The 22,223-nt window shown below is 76.9% G+C and carries 11 protein-coding genes; 3 read left to right on the top strand and 8 right to left on the bottom strand.

What is annotated here, in order from left to right; translation table 11 throughout:
- Positions 1-20: 20 nt before the first annotated feature.
- A complete protein-coding gene (locus FHR36_RS21665) occupies positions 21-1,235 on the bottom strand; it encodes a cytochrome P450 family protein (RefSeq protein ID WP_253799822.1) in 1,215 nt (404 codons plus the stop codon).
- A gap of 99 nt (positions 1,236-1,334) precedes the next feature.
- On the opposite strand from FHR36_RS21665, the gene hemC reads away from it, so the two are divergent.
- Together hemC and FHR36_RS21655 are read left to right on the top strand one after the other, a co-directional pair.
- A complete protein-coding gene (hemC, locus tag FHR36_RS21660; RefSeq protein WP_253799821.1) occupies positions 1,335-2,267 on the top strand; it encodes a hydroxymethylbilane synthase in 933 nt (310 codons plus the stop codon).
- Between the two features lie 106 nt (positions 2,268-2,373).
- On the top strand, positions 2,374-3,423 hold the full coding sequence (locus FHR36_RS21655; RefSeq protein ID WP_253799820.1) for a TIGR03617 family F420-dependent LLM class oxidoreductase: 1,050 nt from the start codon (positions 2,374-2,376) through the stop codon (positions 3,421-3,423).
- A gap of 81 nt (positions 3,424-3,504) precedes the next feature.
- On the opposite strand, the gene FHR36_RS21650 is transcribed toward FHR36_RS21655, so the two are convergent.
- The 5 genes from FHR36_RS21650 to FHR36_RS21630 form a co-directional block, all read right to left on the bottom strand.
- The gene (locus tag FHR36_RS21650; protein WP_253799819.1) at positions 3,505-5,391 is read right to left on the bottom strand and encodes an SWIM zinc finger family protein; all 1,887 of its coding nucleotides are present in this window, start codon (positions 5,389-5,391) and stop codon (positions 3,505-3,507) included.
- A complete protein-coding gene (locus FHR36_RS21645) occupies positions 5,388-8,939 on the bottom strand; it encodes a vWA domain-containing protein (RefSeq protein ID WP_253799818.1) in 3,552 nt (1,183 codons plus the stop codon). The genes FHR36_RS21650 and FHR36_RS21645 overlap by 4 nt, the downstream gene beginning before the upstream one ends.
- Positions 8,936-10,105, bottom strand: a complete 1,170-nt coding sequence (locus tag FHR36_RS21640; protein ID WP_253799817.1) for an ATP-binding protein — start codon at positions 10,103-10,105, stop codon at positions 8,936-8,938. The genes FHR36_RS21645 and FHR36_RS21640 overlap by 4 nt, the downstream gene beginning before the upstream one ends.
- Positions 10,106-10,195: 90 nt before the next feature.
- On the bottom strand, positions 10,196-15,142 hold the full coding sequence (locus FHR36_RS21635) for a DNA-binding protein (protein WP_308199616.1): 4,947 nt from the start codon (positions 15,140-15,142) through the stop codon (positions 10,196-10,198).
- A complete protein-coding gene (locus tag FHR36_RS21630; protein WP_253799816.1) occupies positions 15,139-16,005 on the bottom strand; it encodes a DUF4132 domain-containing protein in 867 nt (288 codons plus the stop codon). Before FHR36_RS21630 ends, FHR36_RS21635 begins: the two co-directional genes overlap by 4 nt.
- Before the next feature lie 296 nt (positions 16,006-16,301).
- Between FHR36_RS21630 and FHR36_RS21625 the strand changes: the two genes are divergently transcribed.
- Complete coding sequence (locus tag FHR36_RS21625) at positions 16,302-16,904, top strand: class I SAM-dependent methyltransferase (RefSeq protein ID WP_253799815.1); 603 nt, start codon at positions 16,302-16,304, stop codon at positions 16,902-16,904.
- A 36-nt stretch (positions 16,905-16,940) separates the two neighbouring features.
- On the opposite strand, the gene FHR36_RS21620 is transcribed toward FHR36_RS21625, so the two are convergent.
- Together FHR36_RS21620 and FHR36_RS21615 are read right to left on the bottom strand one after the other, a co-directional pair.
- A complete protein-coding gene (locus tag FHR36_RS21620; protein ID WP_407660850.1) occupies positions 16,941-18,350 on the bottom strand; it encodes a M1 family metallopeptidase in 1,410 nt (469 codons plus the stop codon).
- 29 nt (positions 18,351-18,379) lie between these two features.
- Positions 18,380-22,204: a Pls/PosA family non-ribosomal peptide synthetase gene (locus FHR36_RS21615; RefSeq protein WP_253799813.1), complete on the bottom strand. Its 3,825-nt coding sequence runs from the start codon at positions 22,202-22,204 to the stop codon at positions 18,380-18,382.
- Positions 22,205-22,223 lie beyond the last annotated feature (19 nt).

The following is a 22,223-nucleotide window of genomic DNA, read 5'->3' as shown; positions in this document are numbered from 1 at the left end:
GCCACTGACAACGCGAGGCGTCAGACGGTGACGGGCAGCGCCGTCAGCGCGCCGCTGCGCAGCGACCGCCGCCGGCCGAGCGCCCCCGGCTCCGCCGCCAGGGCGAGCCGCGGGAAGCGGTGGAGCAGCGCCTCGACCGCGACCTCGTTCTCGAGACGGGCCAGCGCCGCGCCCACGCAGTGGTGCGGACCGCGACCGAATGCCAGGTGCCGGGGGCCGGCCCGGGTGGGATCGAAGACGTCCGGGTCGGGGAAGACCGACGGGTCCCGGTTGGCGGCGGCCCAGGACAGCCAGACCCGGTCACCCGCACCGAGGCCCCGGTCCGCCAGCCGCATGTCCTTGGTGGGGAAGCGGCGAACCGCCAGCACCGCCGGGGAGTCCCACCGCAGGACCTCCTCGGTGACGTCCGCCAGGTCCAGGCGGCCGGTGCGGACGGCGGCGAGGTGGTGCGGGTGGGCGAGCAGGGCCAGGACCGTACTCGACACCAGGGCAGCCGTGTTGTGGTAGCCCGCGAAGAGCAGCAGGAACAGCATCGCGAGCAGCTCGTGCTCGGCCAGCCGGCCGTCACCCGCGGCCGCGATCAGGTCGGAGAGGAGGTCGTCGGCCGGGGTGCGGCGCTTGCGGGCCGTCAGATCGGCGAGGAAGCCGAGCATCGCGCGCATCGCCTCCCGGGAGCGGGCCGGGGCACCCGGATCCGGGGAGAGCAGGGTGTCCGTCCAGGACCGGAAGTCGACCCGGTCGGCCTCCGGGACACCGAGCAGGTCGCAGATCACGGCGATCGCGAGCGGGTCGGCGAACTCACCGACCAGATCGCCCGAACCCCGGGCCGCGATCGGGTCGAGGAGACCGTCGACGGTCGCCCGGAGGCGGGGGCGGAGCCCCGCGATCCGGCGCGGGCCGAGCGCGGCGGCCGTCAGGCGGCGCAGCCGGGCGTGGTCGGCACCGTCGGAGTTGAGCAGGTGCGCGTCCAACTCGGGCGGGAGCGAGTCGCCGGCCGTGCCGCGGCTCCGGGCATGCCGCTTGTCGAGCGCCAACCGGCCGTCCGCCGCGGCGGCGTGGACCGCCCGGTAGCCGGTCACCAGCCAGACCGGGCACTCGTCCGGCGCCACGGCCCGGTGCACCGCGCCGCCCCGCCGGTGGAGGCCCGCGTACGCGGCGTGCGGGTCGTCGAGGAACGCCTCGTCCAGGCGGACCGGTTCCGGCGGGAGGGAGGGCGGGGGACCTGTGATCGGCACGGGGCGACAGTCTGCCAGGGCGCCGGAGACGGCCGGACGGCGGGCGTGACGCGTGCACGGCGTGGCCGGGAGAGGGTGTCTGACGGTCTATCATCAGGCATGGCTGCTGAGCTGATTCGCATCGTCTCCCGCTCCTCCCCGATGGCGCTCGCCCAGGTGGAGCGCGTCCGCGTCGAACTTGCGGCGCTCCATCCCGGAATCCGCACCGAGGTGGTGCCCGTGACCACCTCGGGCGACCGGTGGATGGGGGACCTGGCGGCGCTCGGCGGGAAGGGCGCGTTCACCAAGGAGGTCGACGCCGCGCTGCTCGCCGGGGAGGCCGACCTGGCCGTGCACTGCCTGAAGGACGTCCCCGCCGACCGGCCGCTGCCCGCCGGCACGGTCTTCGCCGCGTACCTGGAGCGCGACGACATCCGCGACGCGCTCGTCCACCCGGGTGGACTCACGCTCGACCTGCTCCCGGCCGGGACCAGGATCGGCACCTCCTCGGTCCGCCGGATCGCCCAACTCGCCGCCTCGCACCCGGAGCTGGAGTGCGTACCGATCCGCGGCAACGCCAACAGCCGGCTCGCCAAGCTCGACGCGGGCGAGGTGGACGCCCTGCTGCTCGCCGTCTCCGGCCTGGAGCGGATCGGCCAACAGGACCGGATCGCCGAGGTGCTGAGCGTGGAGGCGATGTGCCCGCCGATCGGCGCCGGCATCCTCGCCCTGCAGTGCCGTGAGGACGACACCGCCACCATCGACGCGGTCTCCGGCCTCGGCCACCCCGGGACGTGGCGGGAGGCCGCCGCCGAGCGGATGTTCCTGCACGTCCTCCAGGGCCACTGCAACGCCCCGATCGCCGGGTACGCCAAGGCCGAGCGGGACGGCCGGCTGTCGCTGCGCGGACGGGTGTTCTCCCCGGACGGCAAGCGGATCATGGACGCCCACGAGTGGGCCGGCTCGCTCAGCCCCGAGGACCTCGGCACCTCCTGCGCACTGGCCCTCAAGCGGCAGGGCGCGGCGGAGCTGATCTCCGGCATCCCGCACTGACGTCGCCGTCGGACCGCCCGGATCGGCTGTCGGTGCACGTCGGGCCGGGCGGTAGGGTCGCTACCCGCGGGCGACGGGGCCCGCGGGTAGCGGGAGGTACGAACCGGTGGACCGTCAGGACGATGCGCTGCGGTACGACGTGTCGGTGCCCGGGGACCCGGCCGGGGTCCTGGCGGCCGCCGAGCAGGCCGAGCGGGCCGGACTGGACCGGCTGGTGGTGGCCGAGACGGCGCACGACCCGTTCATCCAACTGGCCCGCGCCGCCGACCGGACCAGCCGGATCGAACTGGCGACCGGCGTCGCGGTGGCGTTCGCCCGGACCCCGATGACGCTGGCCTACCAGGCGTGGGGCGTCCACGAGGTGTCCGGCGGCCGGGCCGTCGTCGGCCTCGGATCGCAGGTCAAGCCGCACATCGAGCGCCGCTTCGGCATGCCGTGGGACCGCCCGGCGGCCCGGATGCGGGAGTACGTGCACGCGGTGCGGGCGATCTGGCACAGCTGGCAGACCGGCGACCGGCTGCGCTTCCGCGGCGACTTCTACACCCACACCGTGATGACGCCGGTGTTCGCGCCGCCGCCGGTCGCCGCCGGCGTCCCGCGGATCCTGCTCGCCGGGGTCGGACCGCTGATGACCGTCACCGCCGGCGCGGTCGCCGACGGGTTCATCAGCCACCCGTTCACCACCGTCGAGTACCTGCGCGACCGGGTGCTGCCGGGCGTCCGTGCGGCGCGCGCGCAGGCCGAGGCCGACCGCGAGCCGTGGACGGACCGGCCGTTCGAGATCGCCGGCAACGTGCTGGCCGCGACCGGCCGCACCGCGGAGGAACTCGCCGCCAACCGCGCCGCCCTGCGCGGGCGGATCGCCTTTTACGCCTCCACCCCCGCCTACCTGCCCGTCCTCGCCCAGCACGGCTGGCAGGACCTGCACGAGGACCTGCACCGGCTGTCGCTGCGCGGCAACTGGCAGCGGATGGCGGAACTGATCGACGACGAGGTGTTCGACGCGTTCGCCGTCGCCGGGACGGTGGAGGAGGTCGCGGCGGAGATCCACCGCCGCTACGCGGGTCTGGCGACCCGGCTGTCCGTCAGCTCCCCGGACGGCACCGACCCGGCGCTCGACATCGCCGTGCTGACCGCCCTGCGGGCGCTGGACTGACGGAGGGAGGCCGATCCCGGGGCCGGCGCACTTCGCTGGTGTCGCCACTCCCGGGGTCGGCCTCGCAGTTCCCCGAGCCCCCTAAATGTGCCAGGTGGTGCGGACGACTTCGCGTTCGGCGGCGGTCAGGTGGAGGGCGGCGGCGAGCCAGCTCGCGGCGTAGCGGTCGGCGTCCGGGTCGCCGAGGCGGCCGAAGGCGTCGCGGCGGCGCCGGTCGGCCTCGCCGGTCAGCCCGGACAGCAGGTCGGCGGCGGTGTGGAAGCCGGTGCGCCGCAGGGCGGTGGCGTCCGACCGGGCGGTGCCGCTGCGCTGGGCCTCGGCGAGGGCGCGTCGGCCGCCGGCGACGGCGAGTTCGACCTGACGGCGGACCCGCCAGAGCGGGGAGTCGCCGAGCGGGTCGGGACCGGCGCCGACGGGTGCCGCGTGGGCCGCGCACTCCTCCGCGGAGGGCAGGTGCGTCCCCTGGAGCAGGTCGTAGCCGAGGTCGGCGCGGCCCTGCCACTCGGCCGGCAGCCGCAGCGTGGCGGGCGCACCGGGGACCGGGGCGACGGCCAGCGGCCGGAGGGTGGTGGCCCGGTCGGGCTCCACCCGGGCGAGCACCCGGATGCGCAGCCCGGGGCGGCCGGCGAGGCGGGCCAGGTTGGCGGTGTGGGCCAGGTCGGGGTGCCGGTTGGCGGCGATCAGGTGGATCAGCGGACCGTGCGGGGTCCCGGTCGCCGGGTCCAGCTCGCGGGCGAGCACGGTGTCGGCCTCCGCGCCGAGGACCAGCAGGTCGCAGCCGACCGGTCGGCGCAGCCGGTCGGTCTGTTCCGGGTCGGCGAGCGGGCCGTCGGCGAGGCGTTCGGCCACGGCGTCGGCCAGCGGGCGGGTGAACAGGGCGGCCAGCGGGCCGGACTGCCAGTCCAGGCCGGGGACCGGGTTGGCCCGTACGCCCCGGCCGGAGCCCAGCCGCCCGTCCGCCGAGACCGTGGCGCCGGAGATCAGCAGGCCGCCGCGGGACAGCGCGGCGTGGTCGAGGGCGGCGGCGCCGACCGAGACGGGGGCGGTGCCGGCGGCGCGGGCGCGGGCCGGTCCGCCGGGCTTGACGTCGGCGACGGACAGCCAGCGGCCGTCCTCGGTGACCAGGTGGGTCACCACGCCGCCGTAGCCGGTGGCGGCCAGCACCGGTTCGCGGCAGACGCCGAACACGCGCAGGGCGCCGCCCGGGCGGTAGGCGCGGCGGGCGGTGCCGAACAGGGCGCGGTCGGCCGGGCCGGAGCGCAGCAGTGCGGTGGTGAGCAGGAGTTCGCGCAGCGCGGCGGCCAGGTCGGCGGTGCGGTGGCTGCCGTGCCGGGCCCGGGCGGAGCGCAGTCCGCGGACCACGCGCAGGGCCGCGGCCTCCGCGCGGTGCAGGTCGGCCAGCCGGGCGGTGTGGGCGGCGCGCAGCAGTTCGGCCTGCGGGACGGCCCCGGCGGCGGGCACCCCGGCCGCCAGGGCGGCCGCGGCGGCGGCCCACAGGTCCGCGGCGGCCGCGGCCTGGGCGGGGGTGGGCGTCACGGGTTCGGCGGGCTCGGGCTCCGCGGAAGCGTCTTCGGCAACCGGTGCCGCCGATTCGGCGCCCGTTCCGGATTCCGGGGACTCCGAGGGGGTGTCAGGGGCGGCGGCCGGGTCGGCGAGCGGGCAGCAGCCGAGGACGGCCGCCCGGTGCAGGCAGCGTGGCGCGAGCAGGCAGCTGCACCGCGCCTGGTCCTCCGCGGTGACCGCGCCACCGGGGCCCGGGACGAGGGTGACCACGGCGTCCTCGCCGCAGCGGACGGCGACGCCGTCCAGGCCGTCGGCCGGGGCGGCGAGCGGCAGGGCGGCGTACTGCTCGATCGCCGCGTCCAGCTTCTTGCGCAGCCGGGAGGTGAGGGACTCCACCGCCGCCGCCAGCACCTCGGGTGCGACGGGCGGCAGGCGGAGGTCGTCGGCAGGGGACGTCGGGGTCATCGGGTCTCTCCCCGGAGGCGGTCGCCGACCCAGCGGGCGAGGGCGAGCGGACTGAGTGCGGCCACCGGCATTCCGGCGGCGACGAGTTGACGGGCCACCGGCACCGAGTAGCGGGGCGTGCCGGAGTCGTCCAGCGCCGCGCAGCCCATCAGGTGCACACCCGAGGCGGCCAGGGCCCGGACCTCGCCGAGCAGGCCGCCCAGCGGGTAGCCCTCCTCGAAGTCGGAGACGACCACGACCAGGGTGCGGCTGGGCACGGTGACCAGGGAGCGCGCGTGGGCGAGGCCGGCGGCGATGTGGGTGCCGCCGCCGACCCGGACCTCCAGCAGCAGGGACAGCGGATCGCTGACCCGCTCGGTGAGGTCGGCGACCTCGGTGGAGAACGCCAGGAAGTGCGTGGACAGGGTCGGCACCCCGCCCAGGACCGCCGCGGTGAGGGCGGACCAGATGACCGACGCCTCCATCGAGCCGGAGACGTCGACCAGCAGGATCAGCCGCCAGTCCGCCTCGCGGCGCGAGCGGGTGCTGAACACCGGCTGCTCGGGCACCACGACGGTCCGGCCGTCCGCCAGCCGGCGGGTGTGGGCCAGGTTGGCGCGCAGGGTGCGCGGCAGGTCGATCCGGCCGCCCGGGCGGCGGGTCGGTCGCGGGGTGGCCAGGCCGGTGAGCGCGGGGCGCAGCCGGGTGGCCAGTTCGCGGGAGAGCTCGTCGACCAGGCGTCGCACCAGGGGCCGCAGCCGGGCGAGTTGGTGCTCGGGCATGCCGCCGGCCAGGTTGAGCACCGAGGTGAGCAGGTCCATGGACGGGCGGACGGAGGCCGGGTCGAGCTCGGCGAGGACGTCGGTGCGGCCGGCGTCCGCGGCGGCGGCCAGCACCTCCTCGCGGACGTCGGCGCCGAACAGCGCCTCCAGTTCCTCGGACCACTCCCGGGCGGTCGGGAAGGACGCCTCCTGGCCGCCGCCGGTGCCCGAACCGCCCTGGTGGTCGGCGCTGCCCTCGCCCCGGCCGGCGCCGTACAGCTCGTCGAGGGCGTGGGCGTAGCGGCGGGCGCCGCCGGCCAGGCGCTCCGGCTCGCGGCCGAGCAGCAGGCGCCAGCGGTCGGTGGGCGACAGCCGGCCGGCGTCGGACGACGGCGCCGGATCGACCACGGGTGGGGTGTCCTCGGCCGGGGCGGTGGGGGCCGGGGTGGTGGGGGAGGGCCCGGTGCCCGGGAGGCCGAGAGCCGCGAGGGCCTCGGCGGCGGCCGCGTCGGCGGCCGTCCAGAGGGCGATCAGGTCGGCCGGGGCGGCCAGCGTCAGGTCGAGGCGGTCGCCGAGCCGTTCGGCGACGGTGTCGAGGAGCCGGCCGCGGCCGGTCGGGCTGAGCGCGTCGAAGCCGGCCCGCAGCGCGGGGAGGCGGTCGAGGAAACCCCGGTCGGGCAGGGCGTCGATCCGCCCCATGAGCGGGCCCAGCGCGTCGGGCGCGTACTGGAGCAGCGGGCCGCCGGCCGTCAGCAGGCCGGTGAGCAGCCGGGCGAGGCGGCGCCGGCCCTCGGGCTCGCCGGCGGCGTCGACCCAGCCGGCGGCGCGGGCGCCGAGGCGGTCGGCGGCGTCCAGGTCGAGCAGGACGCGGCAGGCCAGGGCGGCGCCCTGGACCAGCGGCGAGCCGGTGGCGGCGAGAGCGGCGAGCGCCTCGTCCATCCGCAGCCCGAGCCGGTGCTCACCGGCCCGGGTGGCGAGGGCGACGAGGGCGGCGGCGTCCGCCGGGTCCTCGCTGCCGGCCAGGCCGGGCAGCCCGCGGACCGCCGCGTCCAGCAGGGTGGCGGCCAGTTCGGCGGCCTGCGCCCGGGTGTCCTCGGTGGTGCCGGGCAGGTGGGCCAGCCGCAGTGCCTCCAGCAGGTCCAGGGCGGCGAGGAGTTCCGGCAGGGTCGCGGTGGCGGGCAGCAAGTGCTCGGCCTCGGTGAGCCGTTCGGCCACCAGGGCGGGCAGGTCGCAGCGGGCCGCGGCGCGCAGCCCGGCCAGCAGCTGCTCGCAGGTCGGCCCGCCGTCCGCAGCCTGGCGGCGGGCGGTCTCCCGCAGGGTGCCGGCGGCGGCGATCTCGGCGGTGACGCCGCGGACGCCGGCCAGGTCGAGCCGGACGGCGGCCGACGGCGTCCAGGCCATCCGCCAACGGGTGGTCAGGGCGGCGCCGTCGCCGGTGCCGGCGACCTCGACCGGTGTGCCGTAGCCGATGCCGCAGACGTCGAGCCGCTGGAGCAGCACCTCGCGGCGCCCGTCCAGCGGGGAGCGCAGCGGGTCGAGCCGCAGTTCGCGGGAGTCCGGGTCGTCCGGGCAGGGCAGGCGCAGGGCGGTCAGCTCCGCCTCCACGGACGGGCCGAGGCCGGAGCGCGGGGTGCCGGGCGCGAGCCGCCCGCGCTCGGTGCCGACCAGCACCGTCTCCAGGGCCCGGGCCAGCGCCCGGCCGCGGCCGAGCGGTTCGCCCTGGCCGAGGACGGCGGTGACCGCCTCCAGCAGTTCGCCGCGGCCGGGCGCGGGCAGGCCGCGCAGCCGGGCCAGGTCGCCCGCCAGCCGCAGGGTCTCGGCGGCCTCGCCGGTCCCGGCGGGGTGGCCGGCGGCACGGAGCTCGCGGCACACGTCGGTGATCGCCCGGGCCGCCGCCCGCTGGACGCGCTGCGGGTCGCCCTGGGCGCCGAGCACGGCCTGCTGCCAGCGCGGGTCGCGGATGCCGGCCGGGTAGCCGGACCGCTCGTCGAGCAGGTCGAAGGTGTACGGGACGAGCGAGGTGACCGGGGCGTCGTCCGCGGTGGCCGACGGTGGCGCCGTCGGCGCGGGGTGGTCGCCGTCCTCGGCGGGCAGGGCGGGGCCGTGGAAGGCACCCACCAGCGCGACCACCCGGCGGCCGCCGGCCGCCGCGTCGGCGATCACGGCGCGCATGTGCGCCTCGCGGGCGAGGTCGCCGGCCGGGACGCCGCCGCGGGCGACGGCGTCGCCGCGCAGCGCCCAGCCGACCGCCAGCGCCGCCCGGCGGACCGCCTCGGGGTCGCTGCCGGGCGCCCGGACCTCGACCGAGCGGTCCCACAGGTCGTCGCCGTCCCGGCCGGTGCCGGAGGCCTGCAGCGCGGCGGCGTAGGTACGCCCGGCCGGCCGGGCGCCGGTCCCGGCCGGCGCGGCGTCGGCCGTCCAGCCCTTGTCGGCCAGCGGCAGGTCGCAGCAGCGGACCTCCACCCCGTGCTCGCGCGCCCAGCGGATCGCGGCGAGTTCGGGCGAGAAGTCGGCGAACGGGTAGAAGCCGAGCCGGCCGGTCCCGTCCGCGCCCGCGAGGGCGACGGGCGCGAGGGTGCCGGGGTCGGCGAGGTGCGGCAGCCAGGACTGGAAGTCGGCGGGCAGCTCCACGCAGAGCACCTGCGGGTCGGCCCGCTCCAGCAGCGCCGGCACCACGGCGGCCAGCGCCGGGCTGTGGTGCCGGACGCCGATCAGGTACGGCCGGGTGCAGCCGGCCAGGGCGTCCACCGCCCCGCGCGGGTCGGCGGGGTCGGTGGCCGGGGCGGTCGGGGTACGGGGCTCGGTCACCGCAGGTTCTCCCGCAGGTCCCAGAGGCGACGCCACATGGCCGAGCCGTCCTCGGCGCGGCGGCGCACCGGGCCGTCCCAGTAGCCGAGCAGGCGGCCGTGGTCGGCCGCGTCGTCCTTGCGGACGGCGCCCAGCAGGTGGCCGGGGACGAGGTCCAGCACGTCGCCGCCGGGCAGGTAGGCGCGGGCCAGGCCGAGCGAGGCGGCGACGTGCACGGCCTCGGCGGTGGACATCACGGTGCCGGGCCGCTCCACGTCCCAGCCCTCGGCCGAGCGGCCGGTGCGCAGGTCGCGGAAGACGGTGACCAGGACGTCGAGCACCGCGTCGTCGACACCGAAGGCCGCCCCGGCGCGCTGCACGGCGGCCGTGGCCTGGGTACGGACCAGGGCGGTCTCCGCCTCGGCGTCGGCGATCGGGTGGACGGTCTCGAAGTTGAAGCGGCGCTTGAGCGCGGCGGACATCTCCGAGACGCCGCGGTCGCGCAGGTTCGCGGTGGCGATCACGGTGAAGCCGGGGACGGCGGCGACCGTGGCGTCCGGGGTGCCCGACAGCTCCGGCACGCTGACCCGCCGGTCGGAGAGGATCGACACCAGCGCGTCCTGCACCTCGGGCAGGCAGCGGGTGACCTCCTCGATCCGGGCGACCCGGCCGGTGCGCATCGCGGTCATCACCGGGGAGGCGACCAGCGCCTGCGGGGTCGGCCCCTGGGCGAGCAGCAGCGCGTAGTTCCAGCCGTAGCGGAAGGCGTCCTCGGTGGTGCCGGCGGTGCCCTGGACGGTCAGCTCGCTGGTGCCGCTGACTGCGGCCGCCAGCAGCTCGGAGAGCATCGACTTGGCGGTGCCGGGCTCGCCGACCAGCAGCAGGCCGCGCTCACCGGCGAGGGTGACCACGCAGCGCTCCACCAGGGCGCGCTCGCCAACGAACTTGGGCGCCACCACCAGCTTGGCGGGCAGCGCGCCGTCCTTGCGGCGCTTCGGCGGCAGGCTCAGCGCCTCGCCGCCGCTGCCGCAGACGAAGGTCACCACGGCGCTCGGGGTGAGCGCCCAGCCGGGCGGGCGGGGGCCCTCGTCGAAGGCGGCGAGGAAGGCCAGCTCCTGCTGGTGGCGCTCCTCGGCCGGCAGGATCTGCCGGGCCTGCGGGGCCGCCTGGTCGGGGGTCGTTGTCATGATGCGGGTCCTTCGGTGCGGATCGGGGAAACGGTGGTCGGACCGGGGTGCGGCGCGCACGGCGCCGCACCCCGGGTGGGGAACGCCGGGTCAGCGGCGGCGGCCGCGCCGGGCCCTGGGCGCCTTCAGCTCCTCGAAGCGGGGCAGGTCGCCGTCGAGCAGGCGCTGCCAGGCCCGGCGGTACAGCCCGGCCGGCGGCTCCGCCGGCAGCTGCACGCCCAGCGCGGTGGAACCGCCGCCGAGCAGCAGCGGGAGCTTCCAGGTCTCCAGCGGCAGGTACGGGCTGCGCTGCTCGCTCCAGCCGCCGGGCAGGAACAGCGTGCGCCCGGCGCGGGTACGGGAGGCCTCAACGACCAGGTCGGTCGCCGCCAGCTCGGCCCGGGCCGCCTTGAGCCGGGCCGGCCGCCAGCCCGTCCAGCGGGCGGTGTTGCGGTCGGTCGGGTCCGGCATGGCCAGCAGCATCAGGTACAGCGCCGCGGCGTCCGCGCCGAGGCCGTGCTCCGCGGCGACGGTCTCGACCAGGTCGGGCACCGAGCGGGTCGGGTCCTGCGGCCACCAGGTGCCGTCCGCGCCGCGCTCGCCGGCGGCCGGCTCGCCCGGGTCGGCGAGCAGCGCCTCGAACGCGGCCGAGCGGGCGGCCGCCAGCGCGGCCTCGGCCGGGAACGGCTCGGTGGAGTTCTCCCGCAGCGCCGGCAGGTACGGGTCCTGGCCGGCCGCGTCCAGCAGGGCTGTGCGGATGCCCGGCGCCGGCTGGTCGTCGTGGGTCGCCATGACGATCGCGCCGTACCGCTCGTACGTGTCGGTCACCTCGCCGGCGGCGCCGGCGACCTTGCGGAAGTTCGACAGGCTGACGTACCGGCCGAGGTCGAGCATCAGCTCCGGGGCGGCCAGCCGGGCGCGGACGTCGGCCAGCACGGCGGGCAGCGGGGAGCGCAGCGGGTCGCCGGCCGGCAGCCGGTGGGCCAGCCAGCCTGCCATCGCCACCGCGCCGACCAGAGTCTGCGCGGTGAAGCCGGGCCGCGACTCGACCGGCACCACCCGGTCGCCGCGGACGGTCCAGGCCAGGTCCTCGGTCAGCTCCCGGGACGCGGCCGGGTCCAGCACGGCAGCGAGCGCCTCGCGGGACTTCCAGCCGGTGCGCACCGCGCGGACCGCCTCGGCCAGCAGCGCCTCCGGGACGGCCACCCGGCGGCCCACCCGCTCGTTCCACACCCGGGCGGCCGCGGCCACCTCCGGGCCCTCGGTCCACAGCAGCACCGGGTCGGCCGGCACCAGCGCGGCCAGCAGCGCCCGGCGGGTCGCGGCGCCGAGGGCGCGCAGCTCGTCGCGGGCGACCGCCGCGTCGGCGACCTTCAGCCCGAGCAGCGCCCGGGTCTCGGGGGGCAGGAAGTTGCGCTCCCAGCCCTCCACGTGCGGCAGGCCGGCCACCACCAGGGCGGCCATGGTGGCGGTGACGCCGGTCAGTTCGGCGAACCGGGCGGCCGCCTCCGGGAACCACGGCGCCGGCTCCCGCCCGGCCGCGTACGCCACCAGCTCGGCCATCCGGTCGTCGTCCGGGCCGCCGTCCAGCGGCTCGGCGGAGACCTGGGTGTACGGCTCGGGGACGGCGAACGCGCCCGCCGGGTCGTGGAACAGTGCGGTCGCCTCGGTGTCGCCGCCGGTCGCCACGTCGGCGTCGACGAAGAACAGGAACGCCCCTCCGCCGAGCGGCAGCAGCCTCTTCCGGTCGCCGTGGCGGACCGTGCCGTCCCGGCCGACCAGGTGACCGGCGGCCACCTTCAGCCGGACGGTGCGCCAGCGGGCCGTCCCGGCCGGGCTGGTGAGGCCGAGTCCGGCGAGCAGCTCGAACAGGCCGGTCAGCGCCGCCCGGTCCTCGGGCCGCGCGGTGGCCGACACCGCGCGCAGCGCCACCGCCGAGGGCAGGACGGGCAGCATCGCCCAGTCGATCCGCTCGGCCGGCGGCTCCACGGCGTCCAGGTGCACCGTGCCCGGCGCGGCGGCCACCGCCTCGGGCGCAGTCGCCGCGGCCAGGAAGGCCAGCTGCTCGGCGGCGTAGCGGGTCGCCTTGTTGTTGTACCAGCTGGACATGGCGCCCAGACCGCTCAGCGCGGGCTGGATCTCCCGGTCGCCCGGGCCGGGGGCGACCGTGCCTGCGGTGGCGCCGCCGGCCAGCTCCAGCTCCAGCCGCTCGGTGACGGCCTGCAGCCGCTGGTACGGGGCGACGGCGTAGCGCACCACACCGGCGATGCCCGCGAGCAGCGCGTCGGAGGTGACCTCCGGCAGCAGGGCACGGATCGCCTCGGGCAGCGTGTCCGGCTGCTGCGGGTCCACCGCGCAGGCAGCCTTCAGCAGCGCGGCCGCGGTCTCGCCGTCCAGGCGCCGCAGCGCCGCCGAGCCCTGCGCGTCGCGGGCCCGCAGCAGGTGCCAGAACCGCAGCGGCGGCAGGATCAGGGTGCCCTCGGCGAACGCGCCCGGCGCGTTGTCGGTGCGGGCGGTGGTGGTGGTGACGCCGTCGGCGTCCACCAGGCGGATGCCGTAGCTGCCGTCCTGGACCACGGCCTGCGGCTGCTCGGCGCCGGGGAACTGGACCAGCCGCACCGGGGTGCCGGTGCCGGCGGGCACGGTGACGCTCCGTCCGGCCAGGTCCTCGCCGCGGCGCGTACCGTCCGGCAGCGCGATCGAGCGCCAGCCGAGCAGGCCGTCCACCGGCACCCCGGCGGGCGCCGGGTCGGCGGTCGGCGCGGGCAGCACCCAGCCGGCCTCGTACGTGCTGCCCGCCGGGGCGCCGCGCAGCGCGTCGGCGAGGAACGCCGGCTTCGCGGCGCGGCCGAGCTCGCCGGTCGCCGGGTCGAACTCCATCCAGGTGTACGGGTCCTCGCCGCCCGGGTCGGCCCACACCCAGAACGACCGACCGTCGCCGATCACCGCCCGCTCGGCGGGCAGCGCGGTGTCCTCGGCGTGCACGGTGCCGACGCCGCCGGTGCAGCCGCCGCCCGCCAGCGGCAGGCTGTGCGAGGTCAGGGTGCCCAGCCAGGTGGTGCGGGTGCCGCGCAGCCCGGTCGGGTCGGTCATCGGGAACACCCGGTCCGCGGCGGTGTGCCAGTACCCGAGCTTCTGGTGGTTGTTGGCGCGCGAGGTCCACTGGACCAGCAGCGAGCCGTCCACGTAGTGGAACCCGGTCTGGTAGGCGTCGCCCGCCGGGATCCGCAGGTCGTGGGTGAGCACCGTGCCGTCGGCGCCGAGCACCCGGGCCTGCGCGGCGCCGGCCGCGATCAGGTGCGGCCAGGCGTCGGCGACCACGATCTCGTCCACGTCCTTGCGGGCCACCAGCTCGCCCGCCGCCTCCTCCCAGGCCGGCCAGGACAGCTCGTCCAGCAGACCGGCCCGCAGGGTGCGCGCCATCACCGCCGCCACATCGGTGGCCGCGGCCGCGCGCACCTCCTCCTCGGCCAGCACCAGGACCTCGCCCGGCAGCCAGCCCAGGGTGTGGAAGGAGCTCAGGCACTCCGGCAGGCCCGCGGCGAGCGGCCGGCGGGCGACCTCCGCCATCCAGTCGGCGAGCATCGGGCGCCCGCCCGGCGAAGCCGCCAGCACGGTGAACGCGTGCCGGCCGTCGTCGTCGTTGGACAGCCGGGACGCGCCGGTGTCGAACGCCGGCCGGAACCGCCGGTCGGCCTCCAGCGCCACCAGGTCCCGTCGCTCCTCCTCCTGCGCCCACTGCTCCAGGCGCAGGAAGGCGTGCGGACCGGGGTCGCCGACCGGCACGCCCAGGGCCAGCAGCTGGTCCAGCAGCTCCACGTCGATACCGCTGAAAGCGACCGTCGTGCCCGCCGCCGCGTGCTCCTCGCACAGCCGCCCGGCGATCAGGTCGACCAGCGGGTAGAGCGCCGGGATCCGGGCCGGGGCGTTCCACCGCTCCCCGCGCCAGGCCAGGAAGCGGCCGAACCAGCCCGCCGCGCCGTCGGACGGACGCTCCTCGGCCGGCAGCGCCCCGTCGTACAGGCCCGCCGCGGCGCCCGACTCGGTCAGCAGCTCCAGCCAGAAACCCGGCAGGTCGCTGTCGTGCGAGACCGGCATCAGCTCCAGCAGCCGGCCGCGCACCGCGGCGTCCTGCCTGGCCAGCGCCAGCAGCGCCCCGCGGTGGCGCTGCCACCAGCCCGCGGCCGCGCGCAGCGTCGCCGGCAGGGTCAGCAGCTCCGCCAGGTAGGCGGCCTCGGCCTCCTCCGGGTCGGTGCCGGCCGCCTTGGCCAGGCGCCGCAGGTCGGCCGCCATCACCGCGGACGGCTCCAGGCCGCCCGCCGTGCGCCGCACGCACAGCCGCCGGAACCGGTCGAACGCCTCGGCCGCCGGCACCCGGGCGCTCAGCTCCTTGGCGTACCCCGACAGCACCTTGACCGGCAGCGCGCCGGCCAGCGCGAACTCCAGGAACACCGCGTCCAGGCGCTGCTCGTCCAGGGCCAGGCCGTGCTGCGCCTCGGCCTTGCGGGCCCGGGCGAACATCTGTGCGGCGTACTGGGAGTTCTCCACGCCGAGGAAGACCCGGCCGGCCTGCTCGTAGAAGGTCGGCAGGAAGTGCGGCACGGCGGCGGCCAGCCGCTCGGCGATCTCCGTGTAGGTGTCCAGCGCGGCCTTGGGGCGCGACACCGCCTGCTTGGCGACCCGCTCCAGCTCCGGCATGATGCCGAGCGCGTGGTGGCCGTCCTGCGGGTGGTGGGCCAGCACCCACTCGGGGAAGCCCAGTGCCTGACGCAGGCCCAGGCCCACCTCGGCCGGCTCGCCGTCCGCCGCCAGGCCGAGGAAGCCCAGCGCCTGGTCCTCGGCGGCGCCCAGCTCGGCCACCACCAGGCGGACCACCACCCGGTCGTCGAGGCCCGGGTGACGGTAGGTCCGTGCGGTCAGCGGCACGGCGCGCTCGCCGGCGCCCTCGGTGCCCGGGGGCAGCACGGCGCCCGCCAGCAGCAGTTCGGTGGCCTGGTCCTCGGTCATCCCCGTCCCCGTCGTCGTTCCCGTTATCCCCGTCATCGGCTCGGTGCTCATGCGGTCTTGTCCTCCTCGACCGTGCGGCCGGCGTACAGCGCGGCGGCCATCCGCATCCCCTCCGACCAGGCGACCGGGCCGACCTCGCGCAGCGGCAGCACCCGCCCTTCGCCGTCGCGCCAGCACAGCGCGCCGGTCTCCGACTCGCCGTCCCAGTACGGTTCGCCGATCCACACCGCGGGCTCCAGCGTCCGTCCGCCGTCGCGCACCCGGGTGGTCGCGTAGCCGCCGGAGACCCGGTAGCCGAGCGAGGTGGCGCGGGCCGCCAGGCCGAACCGGGAGGCGAACCGGCCGCCGGTGAAGTCGGTGACCTCGGTGGCCTTCTCGGCCAGGTCGTCGGGCTTGCGCCAGGTCGCCCGGTGGATCTGGTCCACGCTCTGCACCACGCCGAGCTCGGCCGCGAACTCCCGCAGGTCGTCCAGGTCCTCCAGCAGCACCGGGTGCGGCAGGGTCACCGTGGCCGGGGCGATCCGGACGGTCTCGCCGTCCAGGTCGACCAGCCGCAGACCGCCGTCGGCGGTGGCGTCGCGCAGGAAGCCGACCTCGTCCTCGCCTTCGCCGACCACCACCAGGTCGCGCAGGGCGGCCTGCCAGGCCTCGTCCGGCCAGACCCGGGCCAGCAGATCGGTCGGCACCGGCAGCGAGGAGACCATCCACGCGTCCACCTGCTCGCGGCAGGACGCGGCGTGCCGGTCCAGCCAGGCGGCCAGGCGGCGCAGCCGGTCCGTCTGCGGATGCTCGCGCACCGCCTTCGGCAGCGACTTCAACTGCCGCCCGGCGGAACGGCCGGCCGTCGAGCGGGCCGTCACCCTGCCCTCCACCAGGGCGACCTCGTACCCGTCGCCCGCCGCAAGCCAACCCATAACGACCCCACCTCGTGCTCTTCACGTCGTCGGAAAACCCCGCAGCCGACCGGGGGTTCCTCCACCCCGTCCGCGGTGATGTCGGAAAACGTAGCGGCCGCCGCCGACAGTCCGGTCCCGTCGGCCGCTGGTCGCTGCACGCACCAGCCGTCCGTCGCGGACCGAGGACCGACAGGACGTGCTGCAGATCACACCTGATGGTCCGTGGCTGCACCGATGAGGATGTGTTCCGGGCCGATCCGGTTCCGGTTGATCGGGTTCCGGGCGATCGGGGTCCGGCGGTAGGGTCCGACGGCATGGACGCAGGCGTGGGTGGGACGGCCGGGTACGGTGTGGCGGCCGCGGAACTGGCCAAGCAGTACGAGAGCGTGACGTTCGCCGAGGTGCACCGGGAGCTGCTGCAGTTCTTCCCCACCTCGCCGGTCTCGGTGCTGGACGTCGGCGCCGGCAGCGGCCGCGACGCGGCGGCGCTCGCCGCGCTCGGCCACCGGGTGGTGGCGGCCGAGCCGGTCGCGGAGTTCCGGGCGATCGGGCAGCGGCTGCACGCGGAGCGGGCGATCGAGTGGGTGGACGACGCGCTGCCGGAGCTGGCGCTGCTGAGGGGCCGTCGGGAGCGCTTCGACCTGGTCCTGCTGACCGCGGTCTGGATGCACCTGGACGAGCCCGAGCGCGCCGCCGGGATGCCGGCCCTGGCCGCGCTGCTGGCCGACGGCGGCCTGGTGGTGCTGTCGCTGCGGCACGGCCCGGTGCCGCCGGGCCGGCGGATGTTCCCGGTGACCGCGGAGGAGACCGCGGAGCTGGCCCGCCGTAGCGGCCTGGCCGCCGTCCACCGCACCCACCGCGGCGACCTGCACGGCCGCCCCGGCGTCAGCTGGACCCGCCTGGTGCTGGCCCGCTGAACCGGCGCCCGCCGGGCGGGAGGTGCCGGACAGGTCTCAGGACCCGCTGGGCCGGCGGAGCCAGAAGCGCGTGGCGGGGGCGGCCCGCAGCGGCGCGGCCGGCGGCGGGGGCGGGGTGCGGACCGGGAACGGGGGGAGTTCGGGGCGGTCCAGCCAGGCGGTGAGCAGGTCGCCCACCGGCCGGTCGGTGGAACGGGCGACGTGGGCGACGAAGTCCGCGGTGGTGACGACCGAGTGGCGGTTGAGCGTGGCCCAGCCGCGGAGCATGCGGAAGAAGGCGTCGTCGCCGAGCGCGACGCGCAGGGCGTGCACGGTCAGGCCGCCGCGCTCGTAGACGCGGTCGTCGAAGAGCAGGCGCCGGCCGGGGTCGCCGATGCGCAGGTCCTGGGGGAAAGCGGTGACCTGGCGGTACGCGGCCTCGGCCTTGTGGTGGGCGGAGGGGCCGCCGGAGCGCTCCGACCAGAGCCACTCGGCGTACTTGGCCAGGCCCTCGTTGAGCCAGATGTGCTGCCACCCGGAGATGGTCACGCTGTTGCCGAACCACTGGTGGGCCAGCTCGTGCGCGACCAGCCGTTCGAACCTGCGGGCGCCGTCGACGTGGTTGGTGCCGAAGGTGGCCAGGCCCTGCGCCTCCACCGGGACGTCCAGCTCCTCGTCCGCGACGACCACCGTGTACTCGGCGAACGGGTACGGGCCGAACAGCTCCTCGAACAGCGCCATCATCTGCGGCTGCCGGGCGAAGTCGTGTTCGAACTGCGGCTGCAGCCGGGCCGGGACGTACCCGGTCTGCGGCACCCCGCCGCCGTGCGGCTCGGTCAGCGGCACCGGCCGGTACACGCCGATCGACAGTCCGACCAGGTAGCTGGCGGTCGGCGCCGGCTGGTCGTACACCCAGGTGGTGGCCGAGGCGCGGGTGGTGCGGGTGAGCAGCCGGCCGCCGGTGACCACGGAGTACGCGGACGGGGTGGTGACCGAGATCTGGTAGCTCGCCTTGTCGGACGGGCGGTCGTTGCAGGGGTACCAGGACGGTGCGCCGACCGGCTGGCTGGCCACCAGGGCGCCGTCGGTCAGCTCCTCCCAGCCCAGCCCGCCCCACGGGCTGCGGACCGGCTTCGGGTTGCCCGACCAGTGCACGTCGACGGTGAACGCGGCGCCGGCCGCCGGGGCCTTGGCGGGCTTGATCCGCAGCTTCCCGGCGCGGTGCGTGTAGTGCGCGGCGCGGCCGTCCACCAGCACCCGGCCGATCCGGAAGTCGGCCAGGTCCAGGGCGAACTCGCGCAGCGGCGCGCCGACGCCCGCTATGGCGTTGATCCGGGCGGTGCCGGCGAGCCGGTTCGGTCCGGGCCGGTAGTCGAGGGTGAGCTCGTACCGGTGGGCGTGGAACCGGTGGTCGCCGTTGTTCGGGAAGTACGGGTCGGCCGCTGCGACGACCTGCTTGGGGCTCACCGGTGCGTTCTCTCCGTGCGCGGTCTCGATCATGGCTGGTGCCAGGCCTCGATCGGGTTGCCGAGCCAGCGGGTGTCGGCCGGGACGGTCTCCGCACGCATCACGAGGGAGGCCGGGCCGAGGGTGGAGCGTTCCCCGACCGTACTGCCGGGCAGCACGATTCCGCCCGGGCCCAGGGTGGCACCCTCGCGGAGAATCACAGTATCCAGCCTCATGATCCGGTCATGGAAGAGGTGAGTTTGCAGCACACAGCCCCGGTTGATGCTCACCCCGTCGCCCAGGGTGACCAGGTCGGCCTCGGGCAGCCAGTAGCTCTCGCACCACACCCCGCGCCCGACCCGGGCGCCGAGCGAGCGCAGCCACAGGTTGAGCAGCGGGGTGCCCAGCACCCGGCCGACCAGCCACGGCACCGCCAGCACCTCCACGAAGGTGTCGGCCAGCTCGTTGCGCCACACGAAGCCGCTCCACAGCGGGTGCTCCACCGCCCGGAACCGGCCGACCAGCAGCCACTTCGCGGCGACCGACACCACACAGGCCGCCAGTCCGGAAGCGAGCAGCACCGGGCCGGCCAGCAGCGGCCGGTCCAGCGCGCACAGCGCGGCCACGGTCAGCACGGCCAGCGTGGACGAGGCGAACACCGGCACCAGCCGGCCCAGCTCGGTCAGGCCGCGGGCCCACATCAGCCGGGTCGGCGGGTCGTAGGTGCGGCCCGCCTCCGCCCGGTCGGCCGAGCGGGGCAGCCTCACCGGCGGCATGCCCAGGTACGAGCTGCCGCGCTTGGCCTTCTTCGGGGTCGCCGAGAGCACCCCGACCAGGCCCCGGTCGGGCACCGAGCGGCCCGGCGCGGTCATCCCGGAGTTGCCGAGGAACGCCTTGCGGCCGATCTCCGCCTTCCCGACCCGCACCCAGCCGCCGCCCAGCTCGTACGGGGCGATCAGGGTGTCGTCGGCGAGGAAGGCACCGTCGCCGACCCGGGTCAGGCTGGGCAGCGCGAGCACCGTCGACACCTCGGCGCGGCGGCCCACCCGCATGCCGAGCAGGCGCAGCCACACCGGGGTGATCAGGCCGGCGTACAGCGGGAACAGGGTCTCCCGGGCCAGGTCCATCAGCTGGCTGACCGTCCAGGCCTGCCAGCCGACCCGGCCGTGCAGCGGGTGGTAGCCGGTGCGCAGGCCGACGCTCAGCGCCCGCACCGCGGCCAGCACCAGCGCCGCGTACGCCAGCCCGTACGCCAGGGTGGCCGGGACGACGGCCAGCAGGGCGCCGCGCAGGGCGGTCGGCAGGTCGTCGCCCGGGTGGACGAACAGGCCCGCGATCAGCAGCGCCGGGACGGCGGACAGCAGCGGCAGCAGGGCCAGGCCGAAACCGGTCGCGCCGTACACCGCGGCCCAGAACGTGGTGCGGTGCGGACGCTGCTTGGGCCAGCCGCGCTCCGCCTTGCCGATCTTGACGGCGGGGGCGCCGCCCCAGCGCTGGCCGGTCGGGACGTGCCCGGTGACGCCGGAACCCGGCGCGACCTCGGCCCGCTTGCCGACCCGGGCGCCCGGGAACAGCGTCGAACGGGTGCCGATCACCGCGCCCGACCCGATCCGGATCGGGCCGATCTCCAGCCGGTCGCCGTCCAGCCAGTAGCCGGACAGGTCGACCTCGTTCTCCACCGCGCTGCCCTTGCCCAGCTTCAGCAGACCGGTCAGCGGCGGCAGGGTGTGCAGGTCCACGTCCTCGCCGACCTTGGCACCCAGCGCCCGGGCGTAGCGGATCAGCCACGCGCCGGACAGCTCGTCGGCCCCGGACGCCTCGGCGAGGCGCTCGGCCGTCCACAGCCGCAGGTGCACCGAGCCGCCGCGCGGGTACGTGCCCGGCTTGACGCCGCGCAGCAGCAGCCGCGCCCCGCCCGCCGCCAGCGCGATCCGGCCCGGCGCCGAGAACAGCAGCAGCGCCCCGGCGCCCACCGCCCACCAGGACGCCGTCGGAGCCCACGCGTAGCCGCCGAGCAGGTGCAGCACATTGCCGAACGCCAGCAGCGCGACGCTCCAGCGCAGGCCGGTCACCGTCGCCAGCGGCAGCAACAGCAGCAGCTGGAGCAGCCCCGCCCGGGCCGGGGTCGGCGCGACCGTACGGGCCCGCCCGTCCGCCTGCGCGGAGCGCTCCAGCAGCCGGGCCAGGCGCCGCAGCGTCGGCTGCTGGTAGATGTCGAGGACGGACACCGCCGGGTAGCGGGTCCGCAAGCGGGTGGTCAGCTGCGCGGCGGCCAGCGAACCGCCGCCGATCGCGAAGAAGTCGTCGCCCGCGCCGCGGACCGGCACACCGAGCACCTCGGCCCACTGCTCGGCCAGCCACGCCTCGGTGCCGTACAGCTGCTCGCTCGGTCCGGACTGCTCCAGATCGGGCAGCGGCCACGGCAGCGCGTCGCGGTCCACCTTGCCGGAGGTCCGGGTCGGCAGCTCGTCCACCGCGGCGAGCAGCGGCACCAGGGCCGCCGGCAGCTCGGCCCGCAGCCGCTCCACCGCCGACTCCCGGTCGAAGCCCTCCTGGGCCACCAGGTAGCCCACCAGCAGCTGGTTGCCGCTGCGCGCGGTCCGCACCGCGGCCGCCGCGCCCGCCACCCCCGGCAGCGCCTGCAGCGCGGCGTCCACCTCGCCCAGCTCGATCCGGCGGCCGCCCAGCTTGATCTGCTCGTCACCGCGGCCCAGGAACACCAGGCCCTCGGGCTCCGCCCGGACCAGGTCGCCGCTGCGGTAGGCGCGCGCCCAGCCCAGCGACTCCAGCGGGGCGTACTTCTCCGCGTCCTTCGCCGGATCCAGGTAGCGGGCCAGGCCCACGCCGCCGATCACCAGCTGGCCGCTGCCGCCCATCGCGACGGGCTCCCCGGCCTCGTCCACCACGGCCAGCTCCCAGCCGTCCAGCGGCAGGCCGATCCGGATCGGGCCCTCGCCGGTCATCAGCGACCCGCACGCCACCACCGTCGCCTCGGTCGGACCGTAGGTGTTCCACACCTCGCGACCCTCGGTGACCAGCCGCTCCACCAGCTCCGGCGGGCACGCCTCACCACCGAAGATCAGCAGCCGCACCTCGTTCAGCGCCTCCGCCGGCCACAGCGCCGCCAGCGTCGGCACCGTCGAGATCACGGAGATCTCCTGCTCCGCCAGCCACGGACCCAGGTCGGCGCCGCTGCGCACCTGCGAACGCGGCACCGGCACCAGGCACGCCCCGTGCCGCCACGCCAGCCACATCTCCTCGCACGACGCGTCGAACGCGACCGACAGACCGGCCATCACCCGGTCGCCCGGGCCGATCGGCTCGTCCTGGAGGAACATCGCCGCCTCGGCGTCCACGAACGCCGCCGCGCTGCGGTGGCTCACCGCCACGCCCTTCGGCCGGCCGGTCGAGCCCGAGGTGAAGATGATCCACGCGTCGTGCTCCGGGCCCGGGTCCGCCGCCTCGTTCCCCGACGGCTTCACCCGGCTCAGCTGCGCCTCGGCACCGAGCACCGCGTTCACGTCCGCCTCGCCGAACACCAGCTCGGCCCGCTCGTCCGGGTCCTCCGCGTCCACCGGCACGTACGCGGCGCCCGCCGCGAGCGTGGCCAGGATCGACACGTACAGGTCGTTGGTGCCCGACGGCACCCGGATGCCCACCCGGTCGCCGAGCCCGATCCCCGCCGTCGCCAGCCGGCGCCGCAGCCGCTCCACCTCCGTGGCCAGCGCGCCGTACGTCAGGACCCGGCGGCCGTCGTCGAGGGCCGGCTCGTCCGGGTACGCCGCAGCCGTCGCGCGCACCACGTCCACCAGCGTGCGGACGGCGGGCGCCGGACGGCCGGGGAACAACGCGGGCGGCGCCTCGGAGTGGGTCATCACAGCCAACACGGTCCTC

This window comes from Kitasatospora cinereorecta (assembly GCF_024172095.1).
Taxonomy (GTDB): domain Bacteria; phylum Actinomycetota; class Actinomycetes; order Streptomycetales; family Streptomycetaceae; genus Kitasatospora; species Kitasatospora cinereorecta.
This window is presented reverse-complemented; position numbering and strand designations above follow the sequence as displayed.